The organism is Anaeromyxobacter sp. Fw109-5 (assembly GCF_000017505.1).
GTDB lineage: Bacteria > Myxococcota > Myxococcia > Myxococcales > Anaeromyxobacteraceae > Anaeromyxobacter.
In genome coordinates, this window is sequence record NC_009675.1 from 4778696 (window position 1) to 4805680 (window position 26985).

At 73.7% G+C, this 26985-nt stretch carries 23 protein-coding genes; 9 read left to right on the forward strand and 14 right to left on the reverse strand.

Features of this window, described 5'->3' with window-relative positions; all coding sequences use genetic code 11:
* Positions 1–19: 19 nt before the first annotated feature.
* Positions 20–259 (reverse strand): hypothetical protein, encoded by a 240-nt coding sequence (locus tag ANAE109_RS20960; protein WP_041448586.1) that lies wholly within the window; start codon positions 257–259, stop codon positions 20–22.
* 157 nt (positions 260–416) lie between these two features.
* Between ANAE109_RS20960 and ANAE109_RS20965 the strand changes: the two genes are divergently transcribed.
* Entirely contained in the window at positions 417–1610 is a 1194-nt protein-coding gene (locus tag ANAE109_RS20965) for a PLP-dependent aspartate aminotransferase family protein (RefSeq protein ID WP_012098902.1), read from the forward strand.
* A 24-nt stretch (positions 1611–1634) separates the two neighbouring features.
* Here the strand turns inward: ANAE109_RS20965 and ANAE109_RS20970 are convergent, their stop codons facing one another.
* Positions 1635–3098 (reverse strand): YhjD/YihY/BrkB family envelope integrity protein, encoded by a 1464-nt coding sequence (locus ANAE109_RS20970; protein ID WP_012098903.1) that lies wholly within the window; start codon positions 3096–3098, stop codon positions 1635–1637.
* A gap of 187 nt (positions 3099–3285) precedes the next feature.
* Between ANAE109_RS20970 and ANAE109_RS20975 the strand changes: the two genes are divergently transcribed.
* Positions 3286–3723, forward strand: a complete 438-nt coding sequence (locus ANAE109_RS20975; protein WP_012098904.1) for a universal stress protein — start codon at positions 3286–3288, stop codon at positions 3721–3723.
* Between the two features lie 10 nt (positions 3724–3733).
* Here the strand turns inward: ANAE109_RS20975 and ANAE109_RS20980 are convergent, their stop codons facing one another.
* A complete protein-coding gene (locus ANAE109_RS20980; RefSeq protein ID WP_041448587.1) occupies positions 3734–3943 on the reverse strand; it encodes a hypothetical protein in 210 nt (69 codons plus the stop codon).
* A 200-nt stretch (positions 3944–4143) separates the two neighbouring features.
* On the opposite strand from ANAE109_RS20980, the gene ANAE109_RS20985 reads away from it, so the two are divergent.
* Complete coding sequence (locus ANAE109_RS20985) at positions 4144–4926, forward strand: DUF169 domain-containing protein (protein WP_012098905.1); 783 nt, start codon at positions 4144–4146, stop codon at positions 4924–4926.
* 19 nt (positions 4927–4945) lie between these two features.
* Here the strand turns inward: ANAE109_RS20985 and ANAE109_RS20990 are convergent, their stop codons facing one another.
* Together ANAE109_RS20990 and ANAE109_RS20995 are read right to left on the reverse strand one after the other, a co-directional pair.
* Complete coding sequence (locus tag ANAE109_RS20990; protein ID WP_234945198.1) at positions 4946–5863, reverse strand: lysophospholipid acyltransferase family protein; 918 nt, start codon at positions 5861–5863, stop codon at positions 4946–4948.
* A gap of 62 nt (positions 5864–5925) precedes the next feature.
* Positions 5926–6165, reverse strand: a complete 240-nt coding sequence (locus ANAE109_RS20995) for a hypothetical protein (RefSeq protein WP_234945199.1) — start codon at positions 6163–6165, stop codon at positions 5926–5928.
* Between the two features lie 331 nt (positions 6166–6496).
* On the opposite strand from ANAE109_RS20995, the gene ANAE109_RS21000 reads away from it, so the two are divergent.
* Positions 6497–6694, forward strand: coding sequence for a hypothetical protein (locus tag ANAE109_RS21000; RefSeq protein WP_041448588.1), 198 nt, complete (start codon positions 6497–6499; stop codon positions 6692–6694).
* A 105-nt stretch (positions 6695–6799) separates the two neighbouring features.
* Here ANAE109_RS21000 and ANAE109_RS21005 read toward each other — a convergent pair whose 3' ends face one another.
* The 8 genes from ANAE109_RS21005 to ANAE109_RS21040 all read right to left on the reverse strand — a co-directional run bounded on the left by ANAE109_RS21005 (position 6800) and on the right by ANAE109_RS21040 (position 19893).
* Positions 6800–9778 (reverse strand): biotin carboxylase N-terminal domain-containing protein, encoded by a 2979-nt coding sequence (locus tag ANAE109_RS21005; protein ID WP_012098909.1) that lies wholly within the window; start codon positions 9776–9778, stop codon positions 6800–6802.
* A gap of 49 nt (positions 9779–9827) precedes the next feature.
* Positions 9828–11552, reverse strand: a complete 1725-nt coding sequence (locus ANAE109_RS21010) for an acyl-CoA carboxylase subunit beta (protein ID WP_012098910.1) — start codon at positions 11550–11552, stop codon at positions 9828–9830.
* A 302-nt stretch (positions 11553–11854) separates the two neighbouring features.
* On the reverse strand, positions 11855–14992 hold the full coding sequence (locus tag ANAE109_RS21015) for an efflux RND transporter permease subunit (RefSeq protein WP_012098911.1): 3138 nt from the start codon (positions 14990–14992) through the stop codon (positions 11855–11857).
* A gap of 11 nt (positions 14993–15003) precedes the next feature.
* Complete coding sequence (locus ANAE109_RS21020; protein ID WP_012098912.1) at positions 15004–16581, reverse strand: efflux RND transporter periplasmic adaptor subunit; 1578 nt, start codon at positions 16579–16581, stop codon at positions 15004–15006.
* Positions 16578–17822 carry a TolC family protein gene (locus ANAE109_RS21025; protein ID WP_012098913.1) on the reverse strand — a complete coding sequence of 415 codons (1245 nt, stop codon included), beginning with the start codon at positions 17820–17822 and terminating at the stop codon, positions 16578–16580. The genes ANAE109_RS21020 and ANAE109_RS21025 overlap by 4 nt, the downstream gene beginning before the upstream one ends.
* A gap of 35 nt (positions 17823–17857) precedes the next feature.
* Positions 17858–18832: a M56 family metallopeptidase gene (locus ANAE109_RS23790; protein WP_012098914.1), complete on the reverse strand. Its 975-nt coding sequence runs from the start codon at positions 18830–18832 to the stop codon at positions 17858–17860.
* On the reverse strand, positions 18829–19221 hold the full coding sequence (locus ANAE109_RS21035) for a BlaI/MecI/CopY family transcriptional regulator (protein ID WP_041448589.1): 393 nt from the start codon (positions 19219–19221) through the stop codon (positions 18829–18831). The genes ANAE109_RS23790 and ANAE109_RS21035 overlap by 4 nt, the downstream gene beginning before the upstream one ends.
* A 57-nt stretch (positions 19222–19278) precedes the next feature.
* Complete coding sequence (locus ANAE109_RS21040) at positions 19279–19893, reverse strand: RNA polymerase sigma factor (protein ID WP_012098916.1); 615 nt, start codon at positions 19891–19893, stop codon at positions 19279–19281.
* A 150-nt stretch (positions 19894–20043) separates the two neighbouring features.
* On the opposite strand from ANAE109_RS21040, the gene ANAE109_RS21045 reads away from it, so the two are divergent.
* A complete protein-coding gene (locus ANAE109_RS21045) occupies positions 20044–22401 on the forward strand; it encodes a heavy metal translocating P-type ATPase (RefSeq protein WP_012098917.1) in 2358 nt (785 codons plus the stop codon).
* Between the two features lie 33 nt (positions 22402–22434).
* Here ANAE109_RS21045 and ANAE109_RS21050 read toward each other — a convergent pair whose 3' ends face one another.
* Positions 22435–22992 carry a methyltransferase domain-containing protein gene (locus ANAE109_RS21050; protein ID WP_041449519.1) on the reverse strand — a complete coding sequence of 186 codons (558 nt, stop codon included), beginning with the start codon at positions 22990–22992 and terminating at the stop codon, positions 22435–22437.
* Between the two features lie 451 nt (positions 22993–23443).
* On the opposite strand from ANAE109_RS21050, the gene ANAE109_RS21055 reads away from it, so the two are divergent.
* From ANAE109_RS21055 to feoB, 4 genes are read left to right on the forward strand one after another with little or no spacing between them, the layout of a single operon-like run.
* Complete coding sequence (locus ANAE109_RS21055; RefSeq protein ID WP_012098919.1) at positions 23444–24295, forward strand: hypothetical protein; 852 nt, start codon at positions 23444–23446, stop codon at positions 24293–24295.
* A gap of 17 nt (positions 24296–24312) precedes the next feature.
* Positions 24313–24540, forward strand: coding sequence for a FeoA family protein (locus ANAE109_RS21060; protein ID WP_012098920.1), 228 nt, complete (start codon positions 24313–24315; stop codon positions 24538–24540).
* Positions 24537–24770, forward strand: coding sequence for a FeoA family protein (locus ANAE109_RS21065; protein ID WP_012098921.1), 234 nt, complete (start codon positions 24537–24539; stop codon positions 24768–24770). Before ANAE109_RS21060 ends, ANAE109_RS21065 begins: the two co-directional genes overlap by 4 nt.
* Positions 24767–26983, forward strand: coding sequence for a ferrous iron transport protein B (feoB, locus tag ANAE109_RS21070; RefSeq protein WP_012098922.1), 2217 nt, complete (start codon positions 24767–24769; stop codon positions 26981–26983). The genes ANAE109_RS21065 and feoB overlap by 4 nt, the downstream gene beginning before the upstream one ends.
* Positions 26984–26985: the final 2 nt, after the last annotated feature.

Here is a 26985-nt window from a genome sequence, read left to right on the forward strand (position 1 = left end):
CCGCACGACCGAGCAGCGCTCAGCCCGGCGGCAGCGCAGCCCCGTGGCGATGACCGGGCGCTGCCGCGCGGAGGTCGAGGCGCCGATCCCGGCTCGCGCAGCGACGGCTGCGCCCGACGACCCCCCGGCAGGGCGCGTTCAGGAGCTCGTCCGCCACGCGGAACGCCTCGCTCGCCGGGGCGACGAACCGATCGACCCGCCCGCACTGGCAGCAGCGGATCCGGAGGGTCACCGTGCCGTCGCTCGCGCTCTTCGCCATCTTCGGCCTCCGACGGCCACCTAAGCACGAGCCATGCCGCGCCCGACCCGTGCTCGCACGCCCGCTACGGCCTCCCGTGCCTCGCGCGGTTAGATCGCGCCGTCCCCGGCGCGCCGCGCAGGCCCCACTGCGCAGCGCCTTGACCCGAGAGGTACGAATGACCGAACGATCGAGCCTCCGCACGCGGGCCGTCGCGGGCGAGCCCGTGGACCCGACCTACCGCGCCATCGGGACCCCCGTCGTGCAGGCCACGAGCTTCGTCGTGGAGCCCGGCGAGGTCGGGTTCTCCGCCGCCGACATGCAGGAGGAGCAGCCGTACTTCTACGGCCGGTGGGGGTCCCCCACGGTCCGCGTGCTCGAGCAGCGCCTCGCCGACCTCGACGACGGCGAGGACGCGGTCTGCTTCGCGAGCGGGATGGCCGCGGCGTCGGGGCTGCTCCTGCACCTGCTGCGCGCCGGCGATCACGCGATCGTGAGCGACGTCTGCTACGCGGGCGTGGCGGAGCTCTGCGCCGGCGCGCTCCGCCGGCTCGGCGTCGAGATCACCTTCGCCGACCTCTCGGACCTCGAGGAGGTGCGCGGGGCGCTGCGCCCGGGCACGCGGCTCGTCTACGCCGAGACCCCGGTGAATCCGACGCTGCGCCTCGCCGACGTGGAGGCGCTCGCGGACCTCGCGCACCGCGCGGGCGCGGCGCTCGCCGTCGACTCGACCATCGCGACGCCGTTCGGGCTCCGGCCGCTCGCGCTCGGCGCCGACTACGTGCTCCACTCGCTCACCAAGTACGCGTGCGGGCACGGCGACGCCCTCGGCGGCGTGGTCGTCGGGCGGCGCGCGGCGATGGCGGCGCTCCGGCAGGACGCGCTCGTCCACCTGGGCGCGGCGATGAGCCCCTCCTCGGCGAGCCTCATCCTGCGCGGGCTGGTGACGCTCCCGCTGCGGATGCGCGCCCACGAGGAGGGGGCGCGCGCGGTGGCGGAGTTCCTGGAGCGGCACCCGCGCGTCCGGCGCGTGCTGTACCCCGGCCTCGCCTCTCACCCGCAGGCGGAGCTCGCGCGGCGGCAGCTCCAGAACGCCTCCGGCCTGCTCGCCTTCGTCGCGGACGGAGGCGACGCGCTCGCGCGCCGGCTCGCGGAGCGGCTTCGCCTGATCCTGTACGCCGTCTCCCTGGGCAAGCACCGCAGCCTCGTGTACTTCCTGCCGACCGAGGATCTCCTGCGGACCTCCTTCCCGCTCCAGGGCGACAAGGCGGCGCGCTTCCGTGCGGTCGCCGGGGAGGGGCTGTTCCGCCTCTCCGTCGGGCTCGAGGCGCCGGAGGAGATCGTGGCGGATCTCGAGCAGGCGCTCCGGTGACGATCCGGCGCGCCCGGCGGCGCCCTACGCCGGCGTCTCCGGCTGCTTCGCGTCGAGCACCTCCGCCTCCTCTGGGAGGGCGGGGCGGCCGTCGCGCTCGCCCGGCGGGGCGACGGGGCGCGTCTCGGGGGCGACGGCGGCGAGCTCCCGGAGCGTCGCGTTCAGCGGCGAGGCGCGCCGCTCGTCTTGGTCGGCGTGGATCAGCCGCTGGAGCTCCGGCCCGAGCCGGCGCTCCACCGCCGCGCGCACGTCCTCGGCCTGGGGCTCGCGGCGGAGCGCGTCGCGCAGGTCGCTCGCGCGGATGTCGTCGAGATCGCGACCCGGCACGTAGCCCACGTGCTGGGCGACGGCGGCGCGGACGAGCAGGCCCGCGCGCACCAGCGCCTCGAGGATCTCCTCGATCACGGGGGGCGGCACCTCCAGGAGCGCGGCCAGCTCGGGCGCCGAGCGCCGCGGCCCGCCGGCGAGGAAGTCGCGCGCGATCTGCGCGCCCGCGGCGACGGCGAGCGTCTCCTTCAGCGCCTGATCGGCGCGCTTCCCGCGCAGCCGCTGTCGCACGATCTGCTCGTTCTGGTGGCTCGCGGCGATCTCCGCTCCCACGAGCACGATGAGCCACGACACGTAGGACCACACGAGGAAGATCGGGAGCGCGCTGAGGACGGAGTAGAGGGCGTTGTACTTGGCGACGCCCATCTGGAGCTGCACGTGCAGCACCAGCGCGCCCTGCCAGCCCAGCGCCGCGACCGCGGCGCCGAGCAGCGCCGAGAACGGCCGGACGCGCACGTTCGGCAGGATCGTGTACATCGCGAAGAGCGCGAGGCAGACGACCGCGACCGGCGTGAAGCCGAGCGCGAAGTCGATCGCGGGCCCGAGCCCGAGCCGCTCGCGCAGGAACACGATCACGCTCGAGCTCTGCGCCGCCGTGGAGATGGTCGCCGCCGCGAACACGAGGATGGGCGTGGTCACGAGCAGCGTGACGTAGTCGGTGATCTGGCGGAGGAACGGCCGCGTCGTCTTCGCCCCGAACACGTCGTTCAGCGCGACCTCGATGCTCGAGACGAGCGAGACGCTCGTGTACACCAGCACCACGAGCCCGAGCGCGCCGAGCCGCGACACGTCGGTCCGCTCCACGAACTCGAGGATCCGCTCGGTGGCCTGGTGCAGCGCCGGGTTCGCGCCGAAGGTGTCCGCGAGGTAGGGCCGGACGATCTCGCCGATGAAGGTGCGGTACGCGCCGAAGCCCTTCAGCACCGCGAAGGCGAAGGCGAGGAACGGCACGACGGAGAGGATGCTGTAGTAGGTGAGCGCGGCGGCGCGGACCGTCAGCCGGTTGTCGAGGAACCCCCGGACCGTGGAGTAGCCGAGCCGGCTCACGCGGAACAACGCGGCCTTCGCCCTCGGCAGCTCCGCCGGCCGGGCGTCCCAGATCCGCGCGGAGAAGAACGCGCGCAGGCGGTCGAGCGGGTGGTGCAGCGCGGTGGCGTTCACGTCTTCGAAGATCCATCCCGTGGGGCGAAGCGGCGAGCGCGGCCCCCCGAGGGCGCGGCGTCCGTGCCGCGGGGCGCCCGGAGGACGGGCGCTCGGACGCCGCCGCCATACCCTTCTTTCGCCGCCGGCCCGGCGTCCCGCCGCCGCCCGGCGGCGGGAAGATCGCCCGGGGGAAGCGAGGGAAGCCATGGCCATCTTCAAGCACGTCCTCGCGGCGACGGACTTCAGCGAGACGTCGGGCCGCGCGCTCGAGACGGCGGTCGCGATCGCGCGCGAGGCCGGCGCCGAGCTGAGCGTCGTGCACGTCTGCGAGATCCCGCCGTACACCGACTTCGCCTCGCCGGTGGATCTGGTGACGCCGATCACCGACGTCGCAGAGACGAAGCTCGAGCAGCTGCTCTCCTCGATCCGCGACGTCTGCCCGGCGGCGAAGGGCTACGTCAGGGTCGGCGCGCCCTGGGAACAGCTCCTCGCCACCGCCGCGGAGCGCGGCGCGGACCTCGTCGTGGTCGGCACCCACGGACGGCGCGGGTTCGCGCACGCCATGATGGGCAGCGTCGCCGAGCGCGTCGTGCGCCTTTCCCCGGTCCCGGTGCTGACGGTGCGGTCCCGGATCCCGGGGTGAGGCGGATCGGCTAGAGCGCGTCGCTCGCGGCCGCGTCCGCGAGGGGTTTCGCCGGCGCGGCGGCGGGGCGACGCCGCTCGCGCAGGAGCGTGCTGCAGTCGGGGCAGTTCACCCGGCTGCGGATGGTCCAGTGCGCGGTCGGATCGTCCACTCCGCACAGGATCTGGCGAAGCTCGCGGTCGTAGTAGTGGATGGTCTTGTTTCGTTCCTGCTGCTCCATTGAGTCTCCTGACGCCGGCCGGAGGAGGGGACGACCGCCCCACCATCGGGCCCGGCTACGAGGGGTTGTAATGCGCGGCGCCGTGCTCTGCAGGCGGCGTGCGGGTGCGTGCGCGCTCGCGGTCCGCTCGTCCCGGCCGGAGCGTCGAGGCGGGGCCCGGCGACGTGGCATCGTGGGTCCCCCCTCACGGAGGAGATTCCATGGACGCCCCCACGCTCACGAAGCACCTGGAGAAGCACCTCCGCGTCGCCACCTTCCCCGTCGGCGTGCGGACGCTCGCTCCGGGCGAGCCGTTGCCGGCGAAGGCGAAGCGGCCGTCGAGGGACCTCGGGGGGCCGGTGGCGATCTGCCAGGGCGTCGCGCTCGCGCGCCGTTACGGGTGGACGCTCGCCTTCACGGGCGAGGATCTCGCCTGCCCCATCGCCAAGGCGGCCTTCGGGTTCGAGGACCGCATCCCCTACTACGAGCGGGGATCGCTCGCGGAGGGGATGTACGCGGCCTGCCAGGAGGCCGGCGCCGCGTTCGAGGCGGCGCTGCCGCGCCTGGAGCGCGGCGCGATCTCCGCGATCGCCGTCGGCCCGCTCGAGCGGGTGAGCTTCGAGCCGGAGACGGTGGTCGTCTACGGCAACTCGGCGCAGGTGCTCCGCCTCGTGAACGCCTCCCTCTACGCGAAGGGCGGCAGCTTCACGGCCCAGTTCACGGGGCGTGGCGACTGCGCCGACATCGTCATCCGCACGCGCCAGGCGCAGGCGCCGCAGCTCGTCCTGCCCTGCTACGGCGACCGCCTCTTCGGCCTCGCCGCGGACGACGAGCTCGCGTTCACGTTCCCCTTCGCGATGGCGGACGAGATCGTCGCGGGCCTGGAGGGGACGAGCAAGGGCGGGATCCGCTACCCCGTCCCGGTCTTCGCGTTGCGGACGCAGCCCGCCTTCCCGCCGAGCTACGTCGAGCTCGAGCGACGCTGGCGGGCCGGCGAGGAGTAGCGCGGCTCGAGCGCCGGGATCACCCTGCCTGGCGCGAGCCCGTCGGGAGCTCCCGCCGCTCGTCCGGCGCCGCCGCCTGCGCGGGGTCGGGCCGCGTCTTCCAGCGCTGGTGCATCCAGACCCACTCGGCGGGGTGACGCCGGATCGCCTGCTCCTGCACGGCGGCGCACGCCGCGGTCACCCGGAGGACCTCGGCCTCGCGGTCCGGCGCCGTGGCGTCGGCGGGGATCTCGACGACCTCGAGGCGGTGACCGTCCCGGGGGCCCGGCCCGCGGCGCGAGCAGGTCACGACGAGGAGCGTCGCGCCGAACCGCAGCGCGAGGTCGGCGGGCGCCCGCGGCGTCGCGGCGAGCCGGCCGAAGAACGGCACGAACACGCTCTGCACGTCGCGGATGTCCTGATCGATGAGGATGCCGAGCGCGCCGCCCTGGCGGAAGAGCTTCAGCATGTTGCGGCCGGTGGCCGGGTCGTCGCGCCAGAAGGTGCCGACGCCGCTGTCGGCGCGGAACCGCTCCGCCAGCGCGTCGAGGCTGGGGTGCCAGCTGCGCTTCGCGATCGCGGCGTTCGGCTGGACGTAGCGGGACAGCCGGGAGGTGAGCTCCCAGTTCCCGATGTGCCCGAGCACGAAGATGATCCCCTTCTTCCGCGCCCACGCCCGCTCGACCGTCGCGACGGCCTCCGCGGGCGCCTCGACGTACTCGTCCAGGCGATGGGCCCACTGGCGCATCGTGATCGCCTCGCCGGCCACGCGGCCCAGGTTGACGAGGCTCTCGCGCGCGATCGCGTCCCGCTCGGCGTCGCTCTTCTCCGGGAACGCCACGGCGAGGCTCGCGCGCATGTCGCGGCGCAGCGCCGGCGAGAGGAACCACCCGAGCCGCCCGAGGAGCGCGCCGAGCGCGAACGCCAGGCCCGGCGGCAGCGCCATGAGCGCTCGCACCGCGGCCCGGATCACCGCCGCGCGCGCGGCGCGCCGCGTTCGCTTCCAGCTCGCTCCGCCCATCACCCCGCCCGGCGCGAGAGGTTCTCCGCCGCCTCGAGCAGGCCCCGCAGCTCGGGCGTCGGCTCGCGGGAGCGATCGCCGTGACGGATGGCGCGCCGCAGGCGGCTCACCGCCTGTGCGAACTCCACGTCGGCGTGCCCACGCGAGACGAGCAGCTCCTCCAGCTTGCGGATCCGGCCTTTGAGCTCCTTGAAGTTCTCGTTCACGCGGTCCTCCCTCGCCACCCGGTCCAAAGCCATCCGATAGCCCACCTCTGCCCCACTGCGGGGACCAGAGCTCGTCTTCAGCCGCGCGGGGCGCACGCCGGCGCCGCGCGGGGCGTCGCCCGCGCGAGCGGACAGGAGGCGTACGGAAGGCCGAGCGGGTGGGCGCTCGCTCGTCCCGGTCGCCACGCCCGGTCCCGGCGACGCCGGATCCTTTTACGCCCGGAGTGCTCCGCTGGGAAGCCCCCGCAGCGCGTCAGCCTGGCCCCGGGCCGGCCGGAATTCACGGTTCGTCATGACACCAGCGGCGCGGCCGACCGCCATGGGGCGAGCTTCGGGGCGCGTTCGCGGTTATGCTCGACATCTCATGGCCGCCGCGCGCTTCACCCGGTCCGTTCGCGGGCACCTCGTCGCGATCGAGCGGGTCGACACTCGCCTGTGGCGCGTCACCGTCGACGGGCACCTGCTCGCGAGCTTCTGCTCCGAGAGCCGTGCCCGCGCGGCGGGGACCGCGGAGGCGCGGCGCCTCGAGCTGGTCGCGAACGAGGGGCGCCACCGGCGCTGACGGCCGGGCCCCTCCCTCGCCGGATGGCTCCCCTCGACGCAGAGGAGCCCCGCCGGGCAGGCGGGGCTCCCTCGGACGGCCTCGGGGGGCCCTCGTCGCCCGCCGCTAGACGGCGAGCACGTAGTCGCCCGCGCGCACCAGGTCGACCTCCACCTGCTCGCGCGGCTCCACGTCGTACAGCTTCTCGTGCGGAGTCATGAGCACGGCCTGGATCAGCTCGGCCGTGCGCGCCCGGCGCTCGCGCTGCACCTGCTTCGGATCGAGCTCGATGAACTTCTCGTCCGGGGTGATCTTGAAGAGCGGCTGTCCCTTCTGGACGACCGTCCCGTCCGGACCGGTCATGAGGACCCGGTCGATCGTGCCGGAGAACGGCGCGCGGACGGTGTTGAACATCTTCATGACCTCGATGATGTAGAGCGCCTGCCCCTTGTCGAAGTGCACGCCCTCGCTGACGAAGGGCGGCCTCCCCGGCGCCTCCTGGCGGTAGAGCATGCCGCCGAACGGCGCCACCAGCTCGTCCGCCTTGGTCGCCGGCGGCGGCACGAGCACCTTCTTCATGCGCGCCTGGAGCTCCGGGTCGTTGAGGTGGGCGGGGATGGTGACGTCGAGGTTCTGCTCCACGCGGAAGTCGAAGAACTTCACCGCCTCGGCGACCATGAAGAGGAGCCCCAGCAGCTCGTTCCCGGCCTCGTAGCCGAGGTGCGCGGCGCGGATCTGCGTCCAGGTCTCCGCGTCGTAGCCGCCCTGCGGCGCCTCGCTCTTCAGGATGTCGTTCAGCTTGTAGAACTCCTCCTTCTTCAGGCCGAACGTCTCGCGGAGCGCCACGTAGAAGCGGATCGACTTCTGCAGGAGCTCGTGATCGTGCTGCCAGATCACCTCGGCCGCGGGCGCCTTCGGATCCCACGCCATGTTCAGGTACTCGTACGTGTCGTTGAGCACGCCGAGCGGGTTGCGGATCCACACCACCTTGCCGTTCTCGAGCCGGTAGTGCTTGCGGTTCAGGCTGAGCCAGCCGGCGAGCAGGTGCGGCTCCTCGAGCAGGCGATCCATGACGCGGGTGAGGAGCGTGAGCTTCCGGTCGATCACCTCGGCCATCGCCTTGACGACGGACGGATCGCCCGGGCTCTCCTTCGCGATCTGCGCGGTGTAGTGCTTCTTCATCTCGGCGAAGGCGAACGCCGTGTCGAGCTTGTTCCCCTCCTCCGCGAGGAGGCCCACCAGCGTCAGGTACGGGACGACGAAGCGGGTCGTCGGCTTCGCCATGACGTTCTGGCCGAGGAACCAGTTCACGAGGCCATAGTGGAACTGCAGGTTCGTGGCGAGGTTCACGCCGCGCAGGCTGGTCTTGCGCAGCACCTTGGCGAGCTCGAGGTAGCTCTCGAGCCGGTCCCCGCCCTTGGTGAGCAGGAGCGCGATGTTGGAGTCGTACGCGCCGGCCACGTGGTAGCGCATGAACATGCCGGTGTCGGGGTTCGGCATGCTGATGCCCTGATCGTCGCGGATCTCGCCCTCGATGGGCTTCGACCAGAAGCGGATGAGCCCGCCGGCGTGCGGCGAGAGCGAGGCGTCGGTGGCGTTGAGGCGCGCCTCCGCCGCCGCGCTGAAGCGCGGGATGCGCGTGGGCTTGGGCAGCCGCTCCTTGTGCCGGGCGAGCAGCGCCATGGCCTCCACGAGCGACTCGACCACGAACGCGTCGCGCGGGTCGTCCGGGTTGGTGAACTTCAGGGAGTAGCAGAGCTCCGTGACCCGGTGCTCCACCTGGATGCGGGTGTTCACCTCCATGAAGTAGTAGCGGTCCCGGTCGACGATGCACTCGAAGGTGGAGGCCGAGTCGAGCCCGACCGCCGCGCCGAAGCGGGCCGCGTCGTCCTCCATCCGCTTCAGGATCTCGAGGTCGGTCGCGAGGGCGCGGGCCTCGTCCTTCTTGCCGGCCTTCTCCGCCCTGGCGATGGCGGCGGCGAGCCCCTCCTGCGTGACGGAGATCTCGAGCAGCTTCTGCTCGTGCATCTGCAGCGAGCAGTCGCGGCCGCCCAGCGAGACGCACCAGGCGCCGTTGCCGAGGAGCTGGATCTCGTTGTGGCGGGTCTGCTCGATGTTGAGCTCGATGAGGACGTTCTTGTTGTCGCCGACGCCGGTCGCCTTGACCTCGTTCAGCACCTCGCGCACGAGCGTGGGCGCCTCCGCGGCGGCCTCCTCGATGAGCTTCGCGTCGGGCGACGTCGCGGTGAGCAGCGCGCCCCCGAGGATGCGCTGGCCCTTGCCGCCGCCGCCGCCGATGGCCTTGAGGCGCACGCGGGTGCCGGGGTGCTTCTTGAACAGCTCCGTCACCTCGCGCTGCACCTGCCAGCCGAGCTCGTCGATGGTGTAGAGGTCGATCCCCTTCGCGTAAGAGGCCATCAGGACGTGATCGGCGAGCCCCACGAGCGGGAGCTTCTCGTCCTTCAGGACCTTGGGATCGCAGGCGAGGTCCTCGGCCTCCACCAGCGCGAGCAGCGCCTTGCGGGTCTTGTGCTTGTGGAGGAGGGTGCGCGCCGCGACGTCGTTCACGCCCGGGGTCACGCTGACGCCCACCTCGAGCGCGGTCCGCTTCGCCTCGTCCTTCTTGCCGGCGCGGGCCTGCGTCACCGAGTTGGGGCCGATGAACTTGAGCCCGGCCCGCTCGACCGTGGCGACGAACTCCTCGTCCTCCGCCATGAAGCCGTAGCCGGCGAACACCGAGTCGTAGCCGTTGTCCTTCGCGATCTGGACGATCTGGTTCATCCGCTCGACGCGCTCCTCCTTCGTCGCGCCGGTGTAGTCGGGCACGCGGTGCACCCGGCTCGTGTCGGTGAGCTGGCGCAGCTCGGGCGCGAGCGCGTTCGCGTAGACGATGGAGTCCTTCTCGGAGAGGAGGATGCCGTAGTGGCCGATCCCCATCTCCTCGAACACGTCCATCGCCTCCTTGCGGATCGGGCCGCGGCAGACGATGAGCGGCTTCAGGTCCTCGCAGGCGAAGGAGCGCGCCCACGCGGAGGGCGACGCGCCGAGCCGGCGGTCGCGGTGAACGAGCGGGTTGGTCTTGTAGTAGTCAGCGGTCGCAGCCATCGGTCTCAGTCTCCAGTCTGGATTCCAGATCTCGTCGATCCGCTGGGGCCTAGTGGAACTCGCGCTGCGGGCCCGACATCGGGGACGGCTTGTAGTGCCGCAGCAGGAAGCTCATGTTCTCGCCGAGCGCCTTGCGCAGGTCGGTGGGCATCACGAGCGAGGAGATGGAGCCGAGCGCGAGCCCTTCCTTCGGGTTCATGAGCTCCTTCTCGTAGCGCCGGTTGAGCGCGGCCTCCTGCTGCTTCAGCCACTCGCCCGCCTCCTTCTCCGCGTCCTTCTTGGCGGCGGGGCCCTCCATCCCGGCGGCGGTGCGCTGCTCGATCCCCTTCTTCACCATGTCCGCCGCCGCGCCGCGCACCTTGCGCAGCTCGTCCTTGTAGACGAACTCCTTGCCGGCGGGCCCCATCACCGCGAGGCGCGTGGTGGGCAGCGCGAGCACGAGGTCCGCGCCGGTCGGGTAGTTGTTGTAGGACGCGTAGGCGCCGCCGAACGCGTTGCGCAGGATGAGCAGGATGCGCGGCGTGCGCACGTCGACGATCGCGTCGAGCATGGAGCGGCCGGCCTGCACGATGCCGCGCGCCTCCTGCTCGCGGCCCGGGAGGAAGCCGGTCGTGTCCTCCATGAAGATGATGGGGATGTTGTAGATGTTGCAGAAGCGCACGAACCTCGCGATCTTCACCGCCGAGTCGCAGTCGATCTGGCCCGAGGCGACCGCGCTGTTGTTCGCGACGAAGCCCACCACGTTGCCGTCGAGCCGACCGAACGCGGTGATCACCTCCCGCGCGCGCTCCGGCTGGATCTCGAAGTAGTCGCCGTAGTCGCAGACCTGCTGGATGATGATCGACACGTCGAACGGGGTGTTGAAGCCCGTCGGCGAGTTGAACGCCTTCTTGAGCAGCGTGTTGATCTCCCAGGTCTTGCGATCGAGGGGATCGCTCGTCCGCTGGACCGGCGCCGCCACGCCGTTGTTGTCCGGGAGGTAGCCGAGGAGCCGCACCGCCTGGCGCAGCGCGGCGAGCTCGTCCGCGACGGTCAGATCCGCCACGCCGGAGGCGCCGTGGACCTTCGGCCCGCCGAGGTCCTCGGGCGAGATGTCCTCCCCGAGCACCGACTTCACCACGCCCGGGCCGGTGAGGCCGAAGAAGGTGTCGGCCGGCTGGATCACGAAGCTGCCCTGGCGCGGCAGGTAGGAGCCGCCCCCGGCGTTGAAGCCGAACATGCACATGATCGAGGGGACGACGCCGCTGATCTTGCGGAGCGCCGTGAACGCCTCGGCGTAGCCGTCGAGGCCGCCGACCCCGGCCGGCACGTAGGCGCCGGCGCTGTCGTTCATGCCGATGAGGGGGATGCCCTTCTCGCCGGCGAGGCGGAACAGGCGCGCGAGCTTCGAGCCGTTGGTGGCGTCGATCGAGCCCGCGCGGACCGTGAAGTCGTGGCCGTAGACCGCCACGTCGCGCCCGTTGATGTTCAGCACCGCCGTGACGAGGGAGGCGCCGTCGAGGTTCTTGCCCCAGTTCTGGTAGAGGACCATCGGCTCCCTGTCCGAGAGGACCCGGATCCGCTCCCACACCGTCATGCGCCTCTTCGCGTGCTGCTTCTCGATCTGCTCGATGCTGACCGAGCGGATGGGGCGCTGGATGAGGTCGTGCCCCTCCTTCATCGCCTCCTCGTAGCCGCCGGTCTCGCGGGCGATCTCGCCCGGGATGTTGAACTCCACCTTCTCGACGGGATCGAGCGGGTTGGTCAGGATCGGTTTGATCGCCTTCGTTGCCATGGGCTCGGTCCTCTGAACGACGGGGATGAAGTCCGTTGTAAAGCGTGCTGATCGATCCGGTCGCCCGCGGGCGAGCCGCACTCGAGGCAGCGTCGGGAAGTGCGGGATTGTCACAAAGGCGCGCAGGCGCGGGCAAGGGGTCTCGCAGGTTTTGCGTCCCGATTTGCGTGCCCGTCGTGGACCGGTGCGGGCGGATTGCCGCAGCGCGGCATCGGCGGCGCGGCGTGGCCGCAGGTCCGGCACGGCGAGGCCCTGGCCGCTCGCCTACCGCCGTTCCGGCGCGCGCCGCTGCGCGGCTCCGATCAGCTCGCGCCGTCCCCGCGCGGTTCCCGCGCCCGCCCCTCGGCCGTGGCCATCAGCGTGCGTCGCACCGACCCGAAGCGCAGGTAGAGCGCGGGCACGACCAGCATGTTGAGCGCCGTGGAGGTGACGAGGCCGCACAGGATGACGACCGCCATGGGCGTCTCGATCTCGCTGCCGGGCTGTCCGCCGGCGAGCGCGAGCGGCACGAGGCCGAGCCCGGTCGCGAGGGCCGTCATGAGGATGGGCGAGAGCCGCTCGAGCGCGCCGCGGCGAACGGCGGTCTCGGCGTCCGTGACGCCCTCCTGCTCGACGAGGTGCTGGACGTGCGACACGAGCATGAGGCCGTTCCGGGTGGCGATGCCGAAGAGCGTGATGAACCCGATGATGGACGCGACCGACAGGACGCCGCCCGAGAGGTAGACGCCCGCGGCGCCTCCCGCGAGCGCCAGCGGCAGGTTCACCATCACGAGCGCGGAGTCGCGGCCCGACCGGAGCGCCAGGTAGAGGAGCAGGAAGATCCCGGCGATCACGGCGACGCCCAGGAGGACCAGCGTGCGCACCGCCTCCTCGGCGCTCTCGAGCTGGCCGCCGTACTCGACGTGGTAGCCGCGGGGCATCTCCACCGACGCCTCGATCCCGGCGCGGAGGTCGTGGACGACGCTCCCGAGGTCGCGCCCCGCGACGTTGCACATGACGACCACCTTCCGCTGGACGTTCTCGCGCGTCACCATGCTCGGGCCGCGGTCCTTGCGGATCTCGGCGAGGGCGTGGAGCGGGACGCGGGCGCCGGACGGGGTGGCGACGAGGGTCGCGCGGATCGCCTCCAGGTCCGAGAGCGCCGAGCGGTCGTAGCGCACCACCACGTCGAAGCTCGCCTGCCCCTCCAGCACGCGGGAGACGGTGGTCCCCTGGAACGCGGTCTCGATCGACTCCGCCACGTCCCGGATCCGCAGCCCGTGCCGCGCGATCGCGGCGCGGTCGAAGCGGACCGTGAGGAGCGGGATGTCGGGTTGCTGCTCGAGGGACAGGTCGACGACGCCGGGGACGGTGGACATGGCGCCGCGGACCTGCTCGCCGAGCCGGCGCAGCTCCACGAGATCGTCGCCGAAGATCTTCACGGCGACGTTGGCGCGGGTGCCCGACAGCATGTGGTCGATGCGGTGCGAGATGGGCTGCCCGATCGTGACGTTCAAGCCGGGGATCCCCGCGAAGTCCCGCCGGAGGGCGGCGAGGAGCTCCTCCTTCGAGCGGTCCTTCATCCGCAGCCCGACGTCGATCTCGGCGGAGTTCACGTCCTGCGCGTGCTCGTCGAGCTCCGCGCGCCCGGTGCGCCGGGCCGTGGCGACGACCTCGGGGTGCTTCAAGAGCAGCTGCTCGACCATGCCGCCGAGGCGGTTCGACTCCTCGAGCGAGGTGCCCGGCAGGGTGACGGCCGAGAGCGTCAGCGTGCCCTCGTTGAACTCGGGGAGGAAGGCGCGCCCGGCGAGCGCGAGCGCCAGGGCCGCCGCCGCGAGGAGGCCCATCCCGGCCGCCGCGGCGAGCCGCCAGCGCGGGAGGACGCGCCCGAGGAGCGGCTCGTAGCGCGCCTTCAGCCAGTGGACGAGCCTCCCCTCCCGGCTCTCGCGCACCGCGCGCGCGTTCGGGAGGACCGTGAGGCACAGGGCGGGCGTCACCGTGAGGGCCACGAGCAGCGAGGCGGCGAGCGAGACGACGTACGCGAACCCGAGCGGCTGCAGCAGCCGGCCCTCCACCCCCGAGAGGAAGAACAGCGGCAGGAACACCAGGACGATGATGAGCGTCGCGTACACGATGGACCCGCGGATCTCGCGGCTCGCCTCGAAGACGATGCCCAGGTAGTGGAGCTGCCCGCCCCGGCCGCGGTCCTCCCGCAGGCGGCGGACCACGTTCTCGACGTCGATGATGGCGTCGTCGACGAGGGCGCCCACGGCGATCGCCATCCCGCCGAGCGTCATGGTGTTGATGCTCGCGCCGAGCGCCCGCATGGCCAGGATGGCGGTCACGAGCGACAGCGGGATGGCGAGCACCGTGATGCCGGTCGCGCGGGCGCTCGCGAGGAAGAGGAAGACGATGGCGACGACGAGGAGCGCGCCGTCGCGCAGCGCGCCGACCACGTTGCCGATCGCGATCTCGATGAAGTCGGCCTGCCGGAAGATGTGGCGGTCGATCTCCATCCCCTCGGGGAGGGTCTGCTGGATCGCGTCGAGCTCCGCGTCGAGCCGCTTCGTGAGCTCGAGCGTGTTCGCGCCCGGCTGCTTCTGGATGCCGAGCACGACGGCCTGCCTGCCGTCGTGGGAGCCCTCGCCGAGCTTCATGGCGGGGCCGAGCCGCACCTCGCCGAGCTGGCGCACCAGCACGGGCTCCGTCCCGCGCACCGCCACCACGGTCTCGCCGAGATCGGCGGGGGTCCGCACGCGCCCGACGCCGTGGATGAGGAACTGCTGCCCGCCCTCCAGGTAGAAGCCGGCGGAGGCGTTCTCGTTCGTGGCGCGGAGGGCGCGCACGACCTCGTCGGCCGTCAGCCCGTACGCCGACAGCCGGTCCGGCCGGAGCACCACCTGGTACTGCTTGGTGTCGCCGCCGGTCGGGACCACCTGGGAGACGCCGGGCACGGCGAGCAGGCGGCGGCGGATGGTCCAGTCGGCCGTCGTCTTCAGATCCATCGGCGTGTGGCGCTCGGAGGTGAGCGCGATGAACAGGATCTCGCCCATGATCGACGAGACCGGCGCGAGCACCGGCGCGTCGGCCCCGGGGGGCAGCGCCGACTGCGCGAGCTGGAGCTTCTCCGCGACGACCTGGCGCGCCTGGTAGATGTCCGTCCCCCACTCGAACTCGGCCCAGACGATGGCGATCCCGATGCCGCTCGCCGATCGCACGCGGCGCACTCCGGGCGCGCCGTTCAGCGCCGTCTCGATGGGGAAGGCGATCTGGCTCTCCGCCTCCTGGGGGGCCATCCCGTGCGCCTCGGCGATCACGGTGACGGTCGGGGCGGTGAGATCCGGGAAAACGTCCACCGGCATCCGGACCGCGACGACGGACCCCCAGGCGAGGAGGATGCCCGCCCCGAGCAGGACGACCAGCCGGTGCGTGAGGGACCAGCGGATGACGGCGTCGATCATCGTGCGGCCTCTCAGTGCACGTGCCCGTGCTGCGGGATGGCGCCGGAGGACGCGGCCAGCCGGACCTGGTAGGCGCCGCGCGAGACGACGCGCTCGCCGGGCTGCACGCCGGCGAGCACCTGCACGCGCTCGCCGTCCCGCAGCCCGAGGCGGACCGGGCGGCGCTCGAACCGCTCGCCCGAGACCTCCACGAAGACGACCTGCTCGCTGCCGTCGTCCACGACGGCGCTCGCGGGGACGGCGACCGCCTTCACGGGGGGACCGGTGAGGACGTGGACGCGCGCGAACATCCCGACGCGCAGGTCGCGTCCCGCGTTCGGCAGCTCGAGCACGAGCGGCGCCGTCCTGGTCTGCGGGTCGATCACGCCGCCGAAGCCGATCACGCGCCCGCCGCGCTCCGGCGCCACCTCGAACGGCGCCGCGAACCCCTCGACCTCGAACCACGCGCCGGTCGGCTTCCCGATCCTCCCCACGTCGGCCTCGGGGATCTGCACCTCCAGCCAGAGACGATCGAGATCCACGACGTGGATGACCTCGCGGCCCTCCTCGACGAGCGTGCCGGGCGAGGCGCCGATCAGGGCGACCGTCCCCGCGATCGTGGAGCGGAGCATGATCCGGCCCGCGCCGCCGCCGGCGGAGCCCTCGAAGCGCGCCTTGCGCGCCTGCCCTGCCGCGAGCCGGGCCTCGCCCTCCGCGACGGCGCGCCGCGCGTCCTGGACGCGCCGCTCGGGCACCGCCTCGGCGGAGGCGAGCTCCTCGAGCCGCGCCAGGTCCTTCCGGGCGAGCTCGAGGTCGAGCCGCGCCTGCGTGACCGCCAGCTCGAGCGAGGCGGGATCGGCGTCCCCGCCGACCCTGGGAGCGAGCGCGGCCAGCACCTCTCCCGCGCGCACCTGGCGCCCCACGAACGGGAAGCCCCCGCCCGCGGCGACGAGCCGCCCGGCGACGGGCGCGGCGATCCGAGACTCGCCGTCCGGGCGCGCGCGGAGCGTGCCGTTGGCGAGGACGGACGGACGCAGCTCCGCCTCGGCCGCGGGCGCCGTGGCGAACTCCGTGCGCCACTGCTGCTCCTTCAGGTACGGGACGAGGCCGGGGGCCTCCTCCTCCTCTCCGGCCCCGGCCGCCTCGGCGACGGTGACGAACACCTGGACCTCGCCGAGGTCGTGCCGGTCGGTGACCCCCGCGCCCTCGACCGTGAGGGCGAGGCGCCTCTTCGCGGCGTGGGCGGGCTTCACCACGGGCCGGAAGATCCCCGCCGGGCTGGGATCCGTCGCCGCGAAGCGCTCGTCGGGCGCGCCGCCGCCGGAGAGGACCACCTCGACGCGTCCCTTCTCGAGCGGCCTGAAGCGCTCGAGATCGTTCAGGTGCGCCGCGAAGCGCGACTCCTCGCCGCGCACCAGCACGGGGAACTCGACGAACAGCTCCGTGCGCTCGCCGAAGTGCGTGATCGACCTGCCGGGCCGCTCCGCCGGCGCGTGGTCCCCGTGGCCGGCGGCTCGGGGGGCGTGATCGTGGTCGTCGCCGCCGCCCGGGCGCTCGCGGCAGGAGGCGAGGGCGCCGAGCAGGGCGAGCGCGAGCAGGGTGCGCGTCATCGGGGAGCTCCTCCGGAGGTGCGGTCGAGATCGATGCGGGCGCGGCGAGCGGCCCACTCCAGCTCCACGAGCGAGAGGTCGGCGTCGAGCGCGGCGCGGTAGCCGTCGATGAGCTCGAGCACGCCGACCTCCCCGCCGCGATACGCGGCCTCGGCGATGCGCAGCAGCGCCGCGGAATCGGCGGCGCCGCTCTCGCGGTAGCGGCCGGCCGCCCCGGCGAGCCGGGTCGCCTCGGCGTGGAGCCCGGCGACGTCCGCGCGGGCGGCGTCGAGGGCGAGGGAGAGCCGCCCGCGCGCCGCGCGGGCACGGGCGTCGCCGCGCAGCCGCTCGTCCTGCCCCCGCGCGAACAGCGGGATGGGAACGGTGATCGCGGCGGCGAACCCCGAGTCGCGCCCGGCGCCGGCCTCGACGGTCTTCACCCCGCCGCCGAGCTCCACCTCCGGGATGAGCCATCGCCCCGCGGCGCGGGCCTCGAGCTCGCCCGCTCGCGCCTCGAGCGCGAGGGCCCTCAGATCCGGGCGCGAGGGGAGCCGCTCGGCGAGCGTCGCGAGCGGGGGCGGCGAGGTCGGCGCGAGGTCGCCGGTCAAGGCGAGCGCCGACGGATCGGTCGCCCCGATCAGCGCCGCGAGCCGGGCGCGGGCGCGGGCGAGCGCGCCCTCCTCGACGTCGAGCCGCCCGAGCGCGGTCAGCCGCTCGCGCTCGACGCGGCGGCGGTCGTAGCCGGCCACGTCGCCGCTCGCCGCCCTGCGCCCCACGGCGGCCGCGACCCCCTCGAGCCGCTCCACGGCCGCCCTCAGGATGCCCACCCGTCGCTCGGACGCGAGCGCGTGCGCGAACGCCCGCCGCGCCTCGGCCTCCACGTCGAGCCGGAGGAGCGCCGCCTCGGCGCCCGCGGCCTCCACGCGGCGCGCCGCCGCGTCGCCGCGGAGCCCGCGGCGGCCGGAGAGGTCGAAGCGCTGAGACAGCACCGCCACGTCCTCCCGCGCGGCCGGGCCGTCGGGGCGAACCTCCTCGTGGGACCACGTCGCTTCTGGGTTCGGCCAGCGGCGCGCGGCGATCTCGTCGGCGCGGGCCAGGTCGACGCGGGCGCCGAGCTCCTCCACGAGAGCCGGGCGCGAGAGGGCGCGGCGCACGGCGTCCTGCTCGTCCAGCGGGGACGGAGCCCCGTCGGCGGCCGCCCGGGAGGCGAGCGCGATCACGGCGACGAGGAAGAACCGAGCGACGGTCGGCTTTTCGGGCACGGGAGATCACCTCGGGCGCGAGCGCGCTCCGCCGTTCAGTGGGGAAGATGGTCGAGGAGCGTCTCCGTCCAGTGATGGACGTGAGGCGCGGCGCCGGCGAGCGCGGCGGCCGCGGCGAGCAGGATCCACGGTAGGTAACGCGGCGCCGCGCCGTCCACGGGCGCCCCGAGCAACGACTCCACCCGGCTCCCCACCTCGGCGCCGCCGAAGGCGAGCCCCGGCGCGGCGAGCGGGTGGGAGGACCCGGCCGCGCGCTCCGCCGCCAGGATCGTCTCTGCCACGAGGACGCGATCCCCGCACGCGCGTGCGGCGGCCTCGTCGCACGCCTGCTCGCAGGCGAGGGCGAGGTCGAAGAGGACCTGGCGGCGCACGGACGGAAGGTGCGCGAGCGAGAGGACCCGGGCGATCGTGACCGCCAGCGCGTCGCGCCGCTCGGCGTGCGCCCGCTCATGGGCGACCACGATCTCGACCTGCGCCGGGCTCAGCCGCTCGAGGAGGGCCGTCGACACGAGGACGCGCGGGCGGAACCAGCCCGCGGTGAGCGCGAAGGCGCGCCGGGACTCGACGACGCCGGCGCCAGAAGGGAGCTCGAGCGAGGCCGCGCCGGCGAGGCGGGCGGCGAGCGCGGCCGTGCGGAGCGCGCGCACGAGCGCCGCGCCCGCGACCGCGGCGAAGCCGCCGAGGCCCAAGGCCCCGGCGAGCCAGGGCCCGCGCGCCGGCAGGTGGTGGAGGCAGAGGTGGACGTGCCCGGCGTGCGCAGGGCAGTGATCGACGGCCAGCCCGAGCACCGCGCCGAGCGACGGCCACAGCGCGAGCGCGAGGAGCGCCGTCGCCGCGGTCGCGGGGGCGGCGGCCCACGCGAGGAGCACGCGCGACCGGAAGGGGGGCGGGAGCGCACGGGTCCGGGTGGCGACGATGCGCTGCGCGAGCGCGGCCGCGGCCGCGACGAGGACGCCGAACCCGAGGAGCGCGACGCCGTTCAGGGCCGCGAGCCGCAGCAGGCCCGTCATCGCCGAGCCTTCTTCCTGTCGGCGATGAGCCGCTCGAGCCGATCGAGGTTCGCCGCGTCCGTCCGCTCGGCGAGGTCGACGAACGCCTCGAGCACCGGCACCGCCTCGCCCTGCAGGAGCCGGGAGACGACCTCCTCCACCACGCGCGCGCCCAGCTCCTCGCGGCTGTGGCACGGCGAGTAGACGTAGGCGTGGCTCACCTTCTCGCGCGCGAGCAGCCCCTTGCGGAACAGCCGCTCCATGGTGGACTGGACGGTGTTGAGCGTGATCCCGCGGCGGGACCCGAGCGTCCGGTGGACGGCCTTCACGTCGCACGACCCGGCCGCCCAGACGTGCTCCAGGACGGCGGTCTCGAGCTCACCGAGCCTTGGGAGGGGAGGCCTCGTCATGCGTGCCGCCGATCTGTCCCACGGCCGAATACCGGTCGTCAATCGGTGTTTCCCGCCTCAGGCCCGCGGCGCGAGCGCGACGCGGGGCCGCGCGCCGTGGCAGCCGCAGTCGAGGCAGCCGTGCTCGGCGCAGGCACCGCAGGAGCGCACGAGCTGACGCCGCAGCGCCCGGCGGGCGCGGTGCAGCCGGACGCCGGCGTTGTTGGGCGTGATCCCGGACGCACGGGCGACGTCGGCGACCGAGCGCCCGTCCAGGTCGACCGCCCGGAGGATCTCGCCGTACTCGGGCCTGAGCGTCGAGACGAGCTCACCCACGCAGGCGCAGATCGCGTCCTCGAGCTCGACGTCGAGCGCGTCGCCCGACTCGCGCCCGTGCCGCTCGAGGGCCCGTCGCTCGGCGCCGCGCCGCCGCACCTCGTCGATCCAGGCGTTGCGCAGCACCCCATGGAACCAGGCCACGATCCCCTCGTCCTCGTCGTCCGGGACGCCCTTCTCGATCGCGCGGGCGTAGGCGGCCTGCAGGACGTCCTCCGCCTGCTCGCGATCGCCGGCGCGGCGCGCGAGCGAGGCGAGGAAGCGGGGGCGGTGGGCGAGGAGGACGCGCTCGGCGCGCTCCGCCAGGGCGCGGTCCTCCACCTCGTCGAGCCGGGGCTCGGTCTCCTTCGGCTGCACCGCGGGCCTCCTCGTCCGGCCAGGGCCGCCGGAGTCCCGATCTGGTAATGGCCGTCGCGCGCTCCCGCAAACCGCCCGCCCGGCGAGGCGTGCCGCGCCGAGGTGTAAGGGTTCGCTCGCTGCTTCGTTAGCGTCGCGAAAGGAGCAGGAATGCGAGCGACCGAGCAGCCCGTCCACGTCCACCCCGCCGCGGAGGGAGGCGCCGAGCGCGTGCGCGACCCGGTGTGCGGCATGTGGGTCGACCCCGCCGCCCCCAGGGGCGGCAGCGCCGAGCACGCGGGGCGCACCCATCACTTCTGCAGCCCGCGGTGCCTCGCCCGCTTTCGCGACGACCCGGCAGCGTTCACCGAGCGCGAACCCGCGCTCCGGCCGGTGCCTCCCCCTGCTCCCGGCGCCGAGTACGTCTGCCCGATGCACCCCGAGGTCGTGCGGGACGCGCCGGGGGACTGCCCGCGCTGCGGGATGGCGCTCGAGCCCCGCACGCCGTCCCTCGAGCAGGGACCGGACCCGGAGCTCGTCTCCATGACGCGGCGGCTCTGGGCGAGCGTGCCGCTCGCGCTCGCGGTCGTCGCCCTCGCGATGTCCGGCACGCTCCCCGGCGATCCGCTCGGCCGGATCGTGCCACCCCGCTGGAACGCCTGGCTCCAGCTCGCCCTGGCGGCGCCGGTGGTGCTGTGGGCCGGCGGGCCGCTCCTCGCCCGCGGCTGGGCGTCGGTGGTGAACCGCCACCTCAACATGTTCACCCTCATCGCCCTCGGGACCCTCGCCGCCTTCGGCTTCAGCGCGGTGGGGACGATCTTCCCCGGCGCGCTCCCGGACGGCTTCGCCGGCCACGACGGCCGCGTGCACCTCTACTTCGAGGCGGCGGCGGCGATCACCGCCCTCGTGCTCCTCGGCCAGGTGCTCGAGCTGCGCGCCCGCCACGCCACGTCCGGCGCCATCCGGGCGCTCCTCGGGCTCGCGCCCGCCACCGCCCGGCGCGTCGGGGCCGACGGGCGAGAGGAGGACGTCACGCTCGACCGCGTCGCGGTGGGCGATCGCCTGCGCGTCCGCCCCGGCGAGAAGGTCCCGGTGGACGGCGCCGTCGTCGAGGGACGGAGCGCGGTGGACGAGGCGATGGTCACCGGGGAGCCCATCCCGGTCGAGAAGGGTCCGGGGGCGAAGGTGACGGGCGGGACGCTCAACGGGACGGGCACGCTCGTCCTGCGCGCCGAGCACGTGGGGCGCGACACCCTCCTCGCCCGCATCGTCCAGCGCGTGGCGGAGGCGCAGCGGAGCCGCGCGCCCATCCAGCGGCTCGCCGACCGCGTCTCGGCCTGGTTCGTGCCGCTCGTCGTGGCCGTCGCGGTCCTCACCGCGCTCGCCTGGGGCCTCGCCGGACCGGAGCCGCGGCTCGCCCACGCCCTCGTGAACGCCGTCGCCGTGCTCATCATCGCGTGCCCCTGCGCGCTCGGGCTCGCGACGCCCATGTCGATCATGGTCGGCACCGGGCGCGGCGCGCTCGCCGGCGTGCTCGTGCGCGACGCCGCCGCGCTCGAGGTGCTCGCCCGGGTGGACACGCTCGTGCTGGACAAGACCGGCACGCTCACCGAAGGCAAGCCGCGCCTGGCCGCCCTCGAGCCCGCCCGCGGCGTCGACGCCGGAGCCCTGCTCCGCCTCGCCGCCAGCGTGGAGCGCGGCAGCGAGCACCCGCTCGCGGCCGCCATCGTGGGCGCCGCCGGGGAGCGCGGCCTCTCCCTCTCGCCCGTCCGCGACTTCGCCTCGGCGACCGGCCAGGGCGTGACGGGCCTCGTGGACGGCGCGCGCGTCGCGCTCGGCAACGCGGCGCTGCTGGCCGCGCGGGGCATCGACGCGGGCCCGCTCGCCGCGCGCGCCGCGGCGCTGCGCGAGGAGGGGCACACGGTGCTGTTCGTGGCGATGGACGGCGAGGCGGCGGGGCTCGTCGCCGTCGCCGACCCGGTGAAGCCGACCACGCCGGAGGCGCTCGCGGCGCTGCGCGCCGAGGGGCTGCGCCTCGTGATGCTGACGGGCGACGGCCGCGCCACCGCGGAGGCGGTCGCGCGGCGGCTGGGCGTCTCCGAGGTCGAGGCGGACGTCGTCCCGGAGCAGAAGGCCGAGGTGGTGCGCCGGCTCCGCGCCGCGGGCGCCGTCGTCGCGATGGCAGGCGACGGCGTCAACGACGCCCCCGCGCTCGCCGAGGCGGACGTCGGGATCGCGATGGGCACCGGGACCGACGTCGCCATGGAGAGCGCCGGCGTGACGCTCGTGAAGGGAGACCTGCGCGGCCTCGTCCGCGCGCGCCGCCTCTCGCGCGCCACCATCGCGAACATCCGCCAGAACCTGTTCTTCGCCTTCGTCTACAACGCCGTGGGCGTGCCGGTCGCCGCGGGCGCGCTCTACCCGATCTTCGGGCTCCTGCTGAGCCCGATGCTCGCGAGCGCGGCGATGAGCTTCTCGTCCGCGTCGGTGATCGCCAACGCCCTGCGGCTCCGGCGCGTCCGGCTCTAGCTCCGCCGGGGCGCGCGTCGCGCGGCGGCCGGTTCAGCGCCTCACCAGCACCGCCGAGCGGCTGCGCCACACCTCCGGCCGGGCGGCCAGGACGAGCCCGGCGCCGGCCGCCACCTCGAGCTCGCCCTCGAAGTCGCTCCCGGAGACGTGGCCGCTGGGCTCGGCGAGGAGGAGCCTGCCTCCAGGCTTCAGCGCGGCGGCGGCCTCCGCGAAGAAGCGCGCCGGGCTCGGCAGCTCGTGCACCACCGCGAAGGCGACGACCACGTCGACCTTGCCGGCGAGATCCGTCGCGCCGAGCGACTCCCGCTCGGCGAGCCGCACCTCGATGCGCTCGGCGACCCCGGCCCGGCGCGCGCGGCGGCGGAGCGCCTCCGCCATCCTGGGCTGGAGCTCGACGGCGACGACCCGGCCGCCAGGGCCGACGAGCCGCGCGAGGTCCAGCGTGAAGAAGCCCATGCCCGGGCCGGGCTCGAGCACGGTCATGCCCTCGGCCACGTGAGGCCCGAGCAGCGTCGTCGGGTTCTGGACGAGCCGCCGCAGCGGGCTCACCAGCAGATAACCGAGCCACCAGGGGCAGACGCGATGGGCCATGCCGCTGCGCATCTCCCGGCGCCACGGACCAGGGAAGCGAGATCCTGGGGGTGCCCCAGGTGTCGCTGGGTGCGACCCCGCAACGGCTGCGGCGCGTGCGGCTCGTGGAGGCGCGCTGGTCCGAGACCCCGTCGCAGCGCTGGCGCCGATCACGGACGGTGATCCGGCGACCCGCTCGGATCGGCTGCGGCACGGCGCCGCGCCGCGAGGGGAGCGGGGGCGGCGGCAGGACCTCCCGACTTGCGCCTCTTCCAGCGCTTTTATTGATCTCGCGCACGAACACTGGGCGACGGGCCGTCCCGTCTTGACCGCGATCAAGCAGAACGCACTCTCGGTCCGTGGAATGCTCGCGTTGAGACCGAGTATCGTCCGGTTCGAAGTTGAGAACGACTCGCAAGTTCGCCGCTCGTAGAAGTTTGCCGCCCCCACCAGTCCCGCAGGAGCAGTGCACATGAGCAATCGCCTTCGCGCCCTGGCGTTCGCCGCCGTAGTCCTCCTCTCCCCCGCCGCGCGCGCCTCCGAGCTGGACGACGGCCCGATCGTCCCTCCCGCAGGCCCCGACCACGGCAAGATGGCCACCGAGGAGGCGACGCCCGTCGGCGCCGGCGCGGTCGAGGTCGAGACCGCCTACAGCCCGAAGTTCGCCAACCGGGGATCCGGCGGCTTCGACCGCTCCGCCGACGGCCACACCCACGCGTCCTCGCTGGCCTTCTTCTACGGCGTGAACGAGCACCTCGACGTGAAGGTGGGCAGCGGGTTCGCGAACACCGTCGACCGCTCCGACCCGACCGGCCCCGCGCGCGGCGCCGGCGCCACCGACCTCGTGCTCGGGACGCGCTGGCGCTTCCTCGCCGACGTCGAGCGCGCCCTCGACCTGACCCTCGCGACCACCGTCGTCGCCCCCACGGGGCTCGAGGAGGCGGAGGACGCCCTCGGCCTGACGCAGGGCTACTGGAGCCTGCGCAACGCCCTCGTCGCCTCCAAGGACTGGGGCCGCAAGACCGCCAACGCGGAGCTCGCCGTCACGGTGCCCATGGGCGGAGGCGCCGGCGACCTCGTGGGCGGCGCCAGCGCGAACGTCGCGTTCGGCTACGCCGTCGTCCCCTGGTTCCAGCCCATCGCCGAGGTGAACTACGAGGCGGCGCGCGACGTCACCACCCAGCAGCGGCTCGCGCTCACCGCGGGCCTGAACATGACCGCGCGGAGCGGCACCCGGCTGCTGGTCGGGGTCCAGCAGGCGGTCTGGGGACGCGACGTCGGGCAGGACACCACCGCGCTCGCCGCGTTCAAGGTCGCCTTCTAGGCAGGGAGCGCGCCGCCATGATGCCGCTCGGACTGCTGGGCGAGGGAGAGGCCGGAGAGATCGTGGGGGTGGCCGCGGCCGCCCCGGGGAGCTGCGCGTCGCGGGCGGAGGACATGGGCCTCCGCGTCGGCAAGCGCGTGCAGATGCTGTCCAACGGCGCCGGCCCGGTGCTGGTGAAGGTCGACGAGTCGCGCATCGCGATCGATCGCGGCGTCGCCATGAAGATCAAGGTCACGAGGTCATGAGCACGAACCTGGCGAAGCTCGCCCCCGGCGAGACGGGGCGCATCACGGCGATCGGGGCCATCGGGCCCATGAAGCGGCGGCTCATGGACATGGGCCTGCTGCCCGGCGCGGAGGTGCGGGTGGAGAAGGTGGCGCCGCTCGGCGATCCCATCGAGGTGCGGATCCGCAGCTATCACCTCTCGCTTCGCAAGAACGAGGCGGAGGGGATCGCGGTGGAGGTGACGCCGTGACCGCCGCGCCCAAGCTCACCGCGGCGCCCTCGGCGCCCCCCGACGCGGCGCGGCCCCTCACCGTGGCGGTGGCGGGCAACCCGAACTCCGGCAAGTCCACGCTCATCAACGCCATCGCCGGCAGCCGCCTGCACGTCGGCAACTGGCCGGGGGTGACCGTCGAGAAGAAGGAGGCCTCGCTGGAGCACGGCGGGCGCCGCATCCGGCTCGTCGACCTGCCCGGCACCTACTCCCTCTCCCCCTACTCGCAGGAGGAGATCGTCGCGCGCGACTACCTCGCGCACGAGCGCCCCGACGTGATCGTCAACGTGGTGGACGCCACCAACCTGGAGCGGAACCTGTACCTCACGGTGCAGCTCCTGGAGCTCGGCATCCCGGTGGTGATGGCGCTCAACATCTACGACGAGGCGGAGGCGAAGGGCTACCGCATCGACGTGCGCGGGCTGGAGGCGCGCCTCGGCCTGCGCGTCGTCCCGACCTCGGCGACGAAGAAGACGGGGCTCGCGGAGCTGCTCGGGACGGTGGTGTCCACCGCGGATCGCCGCCAGGTGCGCACCCTCGTCCCCCTCTCGTACGGCCCCGACCTCGACGGCGCCGCCGCCGCGGTCGCCCGCGCGCTCGCGGAGCGCCACCCGGCGCTCGCGGAGCGCTTCCCGGCGCGCTGGCTCGCGCTGAAGCTCATCGAGGGCGACGCGCGGGTGCTGGAGGAGACGGGCCTCGACCGGCCCGCGCTCGTGACGGCGCCGCTCGAGCACCTCGTCACCGCGCACGGCGACGACGTCGAGGCGATCCTCGCCGAGGCGCGCTACGGGCTCGCCGCCGGGCTCACCCGCGAGGTGCTGGAGAAGCCGCGGCTGCAGCGCACCGAGCTCACCGAGCGGATCGACAGGATCGTCCTGAACCGCTTCCTCGGCATCCCCATCTTCCTCGCCGCGATGTGGCTCGTCTTCAAGCTCACCTTCGATCTCTCCGCGCCCTTCGGCGACTGGATCGACGCGATGGCGAACGGCCCGTTCAAGCGCTGGGCGGCCGCGCTCCTCGGCACGGTGGGCGCGCCCGACTGGACGGTGTCGCTCGTCAACGACGGCATCATCGCCGGGGTCGGCTTCGTCCTCGTCTTCGTCCCCGTCATCTTCGCGATGATGTTCTTCATCACCTTCCTGGAGGGGTCGGGCTACATGGCCCGCGCCGCCTTCGTGATGGACAAGGCGATGCACGCCATGGGGCTGCACGGCAAGTCGTTCATCCCCATGGTGCTCGGCTTCGGCTGCAACGTCCCGGGCGTCTACGCCACCCGCACCCTGGAGAGCGGGCGCGACCGGATCCTCACGGCGCTCCTCATCCCGCTCATGTCCTGCGGCGCGCGCCTCCCGGTGTACGTGCTCTTCGTCGGCGTGTTCTTCCCGGATCGGCCGGGCACGGTGATCTGGTCGCTCTACGTCATCGGCATCGTGCTCGCCATCGCCATGGGCGTGGTCTTCAAGAGGACGCTGTTCCGCGGCGAGGCGCCCGCCTTCATCATGGAGCTGCCGCCCTACCGCATGCCGTCGATGCGCAGCGTGTGCCTGCACACCTGGGAGAAGGGGAAGCACTTCCTCTACAAGGCCGGCACCTACATCCTCGCGGTCTCGGTCATCGTCTGGTTCATGCTGAACCTGCCCTGGGGCGTGGCGGACAAGAAGGACTCGTACCTCGGCAAGGCCGGCCAGGTGATGGCGCCCGCGCTCGCGCCGCTCGGGTTCGGGACCTGGGAGGCGGCCTCCTCCCTCATCACCGGCGTCATCGCGAAGGAGATCGTCGTGGGGACCATGGCCGAGATCTACGCGCCGGAGCCCGCCGCCGCGGAGGAGGCGCAGCCCACGCTCGGCGAGGACGTGCGCGAGATCGGCGTCTCGTTCTTCGAGGCGGCGCGCCAGTCGCTCGGCAACGTGGTGTCGACGCTCGGCGTGACGGCGATCTCGATCGAGGACGCCGACGAGGCGCCCTCCCCGCTCAAGGCCGCGGTCCGCACCGGGTTCACGCCGCTCACCGCCCTCGGCTTCATGGTGTTCGTGCTGCTCTACATGCCGTGCGTGGTGGTCGCCATCGCCATGCGGCAGGAGTTCGGCGGCTGGAAGTGGTTCGGGGTGGCGTTCGCCTACCAGACCGCGCTCGCCTGGGGCATGGCGCTGCTCATCTACCAGGGCGGCCGGCTGCTCGGCCTGGGGGCCTGACG

Bases quoted from the DNA above. Each gene is read 5' to 3' on its own strand.
- ANAE109_RS20960 (WP_041448586.1), bottom strand. From the start codon at position 259: ATGGCGAAGAGCGCGAGCGACGGCACGGTGACCCTCCGGATCCGCTGC.
- ANAE109_RS20965 (WP_012098902.1), top strand. From the start codon at position 417: ATGACCGAACGATCGAGCCTCCGCACGCGGGCCGTCGCGGGCGAGCCC.
- ANAE109_RS20975 (WP_012098904.1), top strand. From the start codon at position 3,286: ATGGCCATCTTCAAGCACGTCCTCGCGGCGACGGACTTCAGCGAGACG.
- ANAE109_RS20980 (WP_041448587.1), bottom strand. From the start codon at position 3,943: ATGGAGCAGCAGGAACGAAACAAGACCATCCACTACTACGACCGCGAG.
- ANAE109_RS20985 (WP_012098905.1), top strand. From the start codon at position 4,144: ATGGACGCCCCCACGCTCACGAAGCACCTGGAGAAGCACCTCCGCGTC.
- ANAE109_RS20995 (WP_234945199.1), bottom strand. From the start codon at position 6,165: ATGGCTTTGGACCGGGTGGCGAGGGAGGACCGCGTGAACGAGAACTTC.
- ANAE109_RS21000 (WP_041448588.1), top strand. From the start codon at position 6,497: ATGGCCGCCGCGCGCTTCACCCGGTCCGTTCGCGGGCACCTCGTCGCG.
- ANAE109_RS21005 (WP_012098909.1), bottom strand. From the start codon at position 9,778: ATGGCTGCGACCGCTGACTACTACAAGACCAACCCGCTCGTTCACCGC.
- ANAE109_RS21010 (WP_012098910.1), bottom strand. From the start codon at position 11,552: ATGGCAACGAAGGCGATCAAACCGATCCTGACCAACCCGCTCGATCCC.
- ANAE109_RS21015 (WP_012098911.1), bottom strand. From the start codon at position 14,992: ATGATCGACGCCGTCATCCGCTGGTCCCTCACGCACCGGCTGGTCGTC.
- ANAE109_RS21020 (WP_012098912.1), bottom strand. From the start codon at position 16,581: ATGACGCGCACCCTGCTCGCGCTCGCCCTGCTCGGCGCCCTCGCCTCC.
- ANAE109_RS23790 (WP_012098914.1), bottom strand. From the start codon at position 18,832: ATGACGGGCCTGCTGCGGCTCGCGGCCCTGAACGGCGTCGCGCTCCTC.
- ANAE109_RS21035 (WP_041448589.1), bottom strand. From the start codon at position 19,221: ATGACGAGGCCTCCCCTCCCAAGGCTCGGTGAGCTCGAGACCGCCGTC.
- ANAE109_RS21045 (WP_012098917.1), top strand. From the start codon at position 20,044: ATGCGAGCGACCGAGCAGCCCGTCCACGTCCACCCCGCCGCGGAGGGA.
- ANAE109_RS21050 (WP_041449519.1), bottom strand. From the start codon at position 22,992: ATGGCCCATCGCGTCTGCCCCTGGTGGCTCGGTTATCTGCTGGTGAGC.
- ANAE109_RS21055 (WP_012098919.1), top strand. From the start codon at position 23,444: ATGAGCAATCGCCTTCGCGCCCTGGCGTTCGCCGCCGTAGTCCTCCTC.
- ANAE109_RS21060 (WP_012098920.1), top strand. From the start codon at position 24,313: ATGATGCCGCTCGGACTGCTGGGCGAGGGAGAGGCCGGAGAGATCGTG.
- ANAE109_RS21065 (WP_012098921.1), top strand. From the start codon at position 24,537: ATGAGCACGAACCTGGCGAAGCTCGCCCCCGGCGAGACGGGGCGCATC.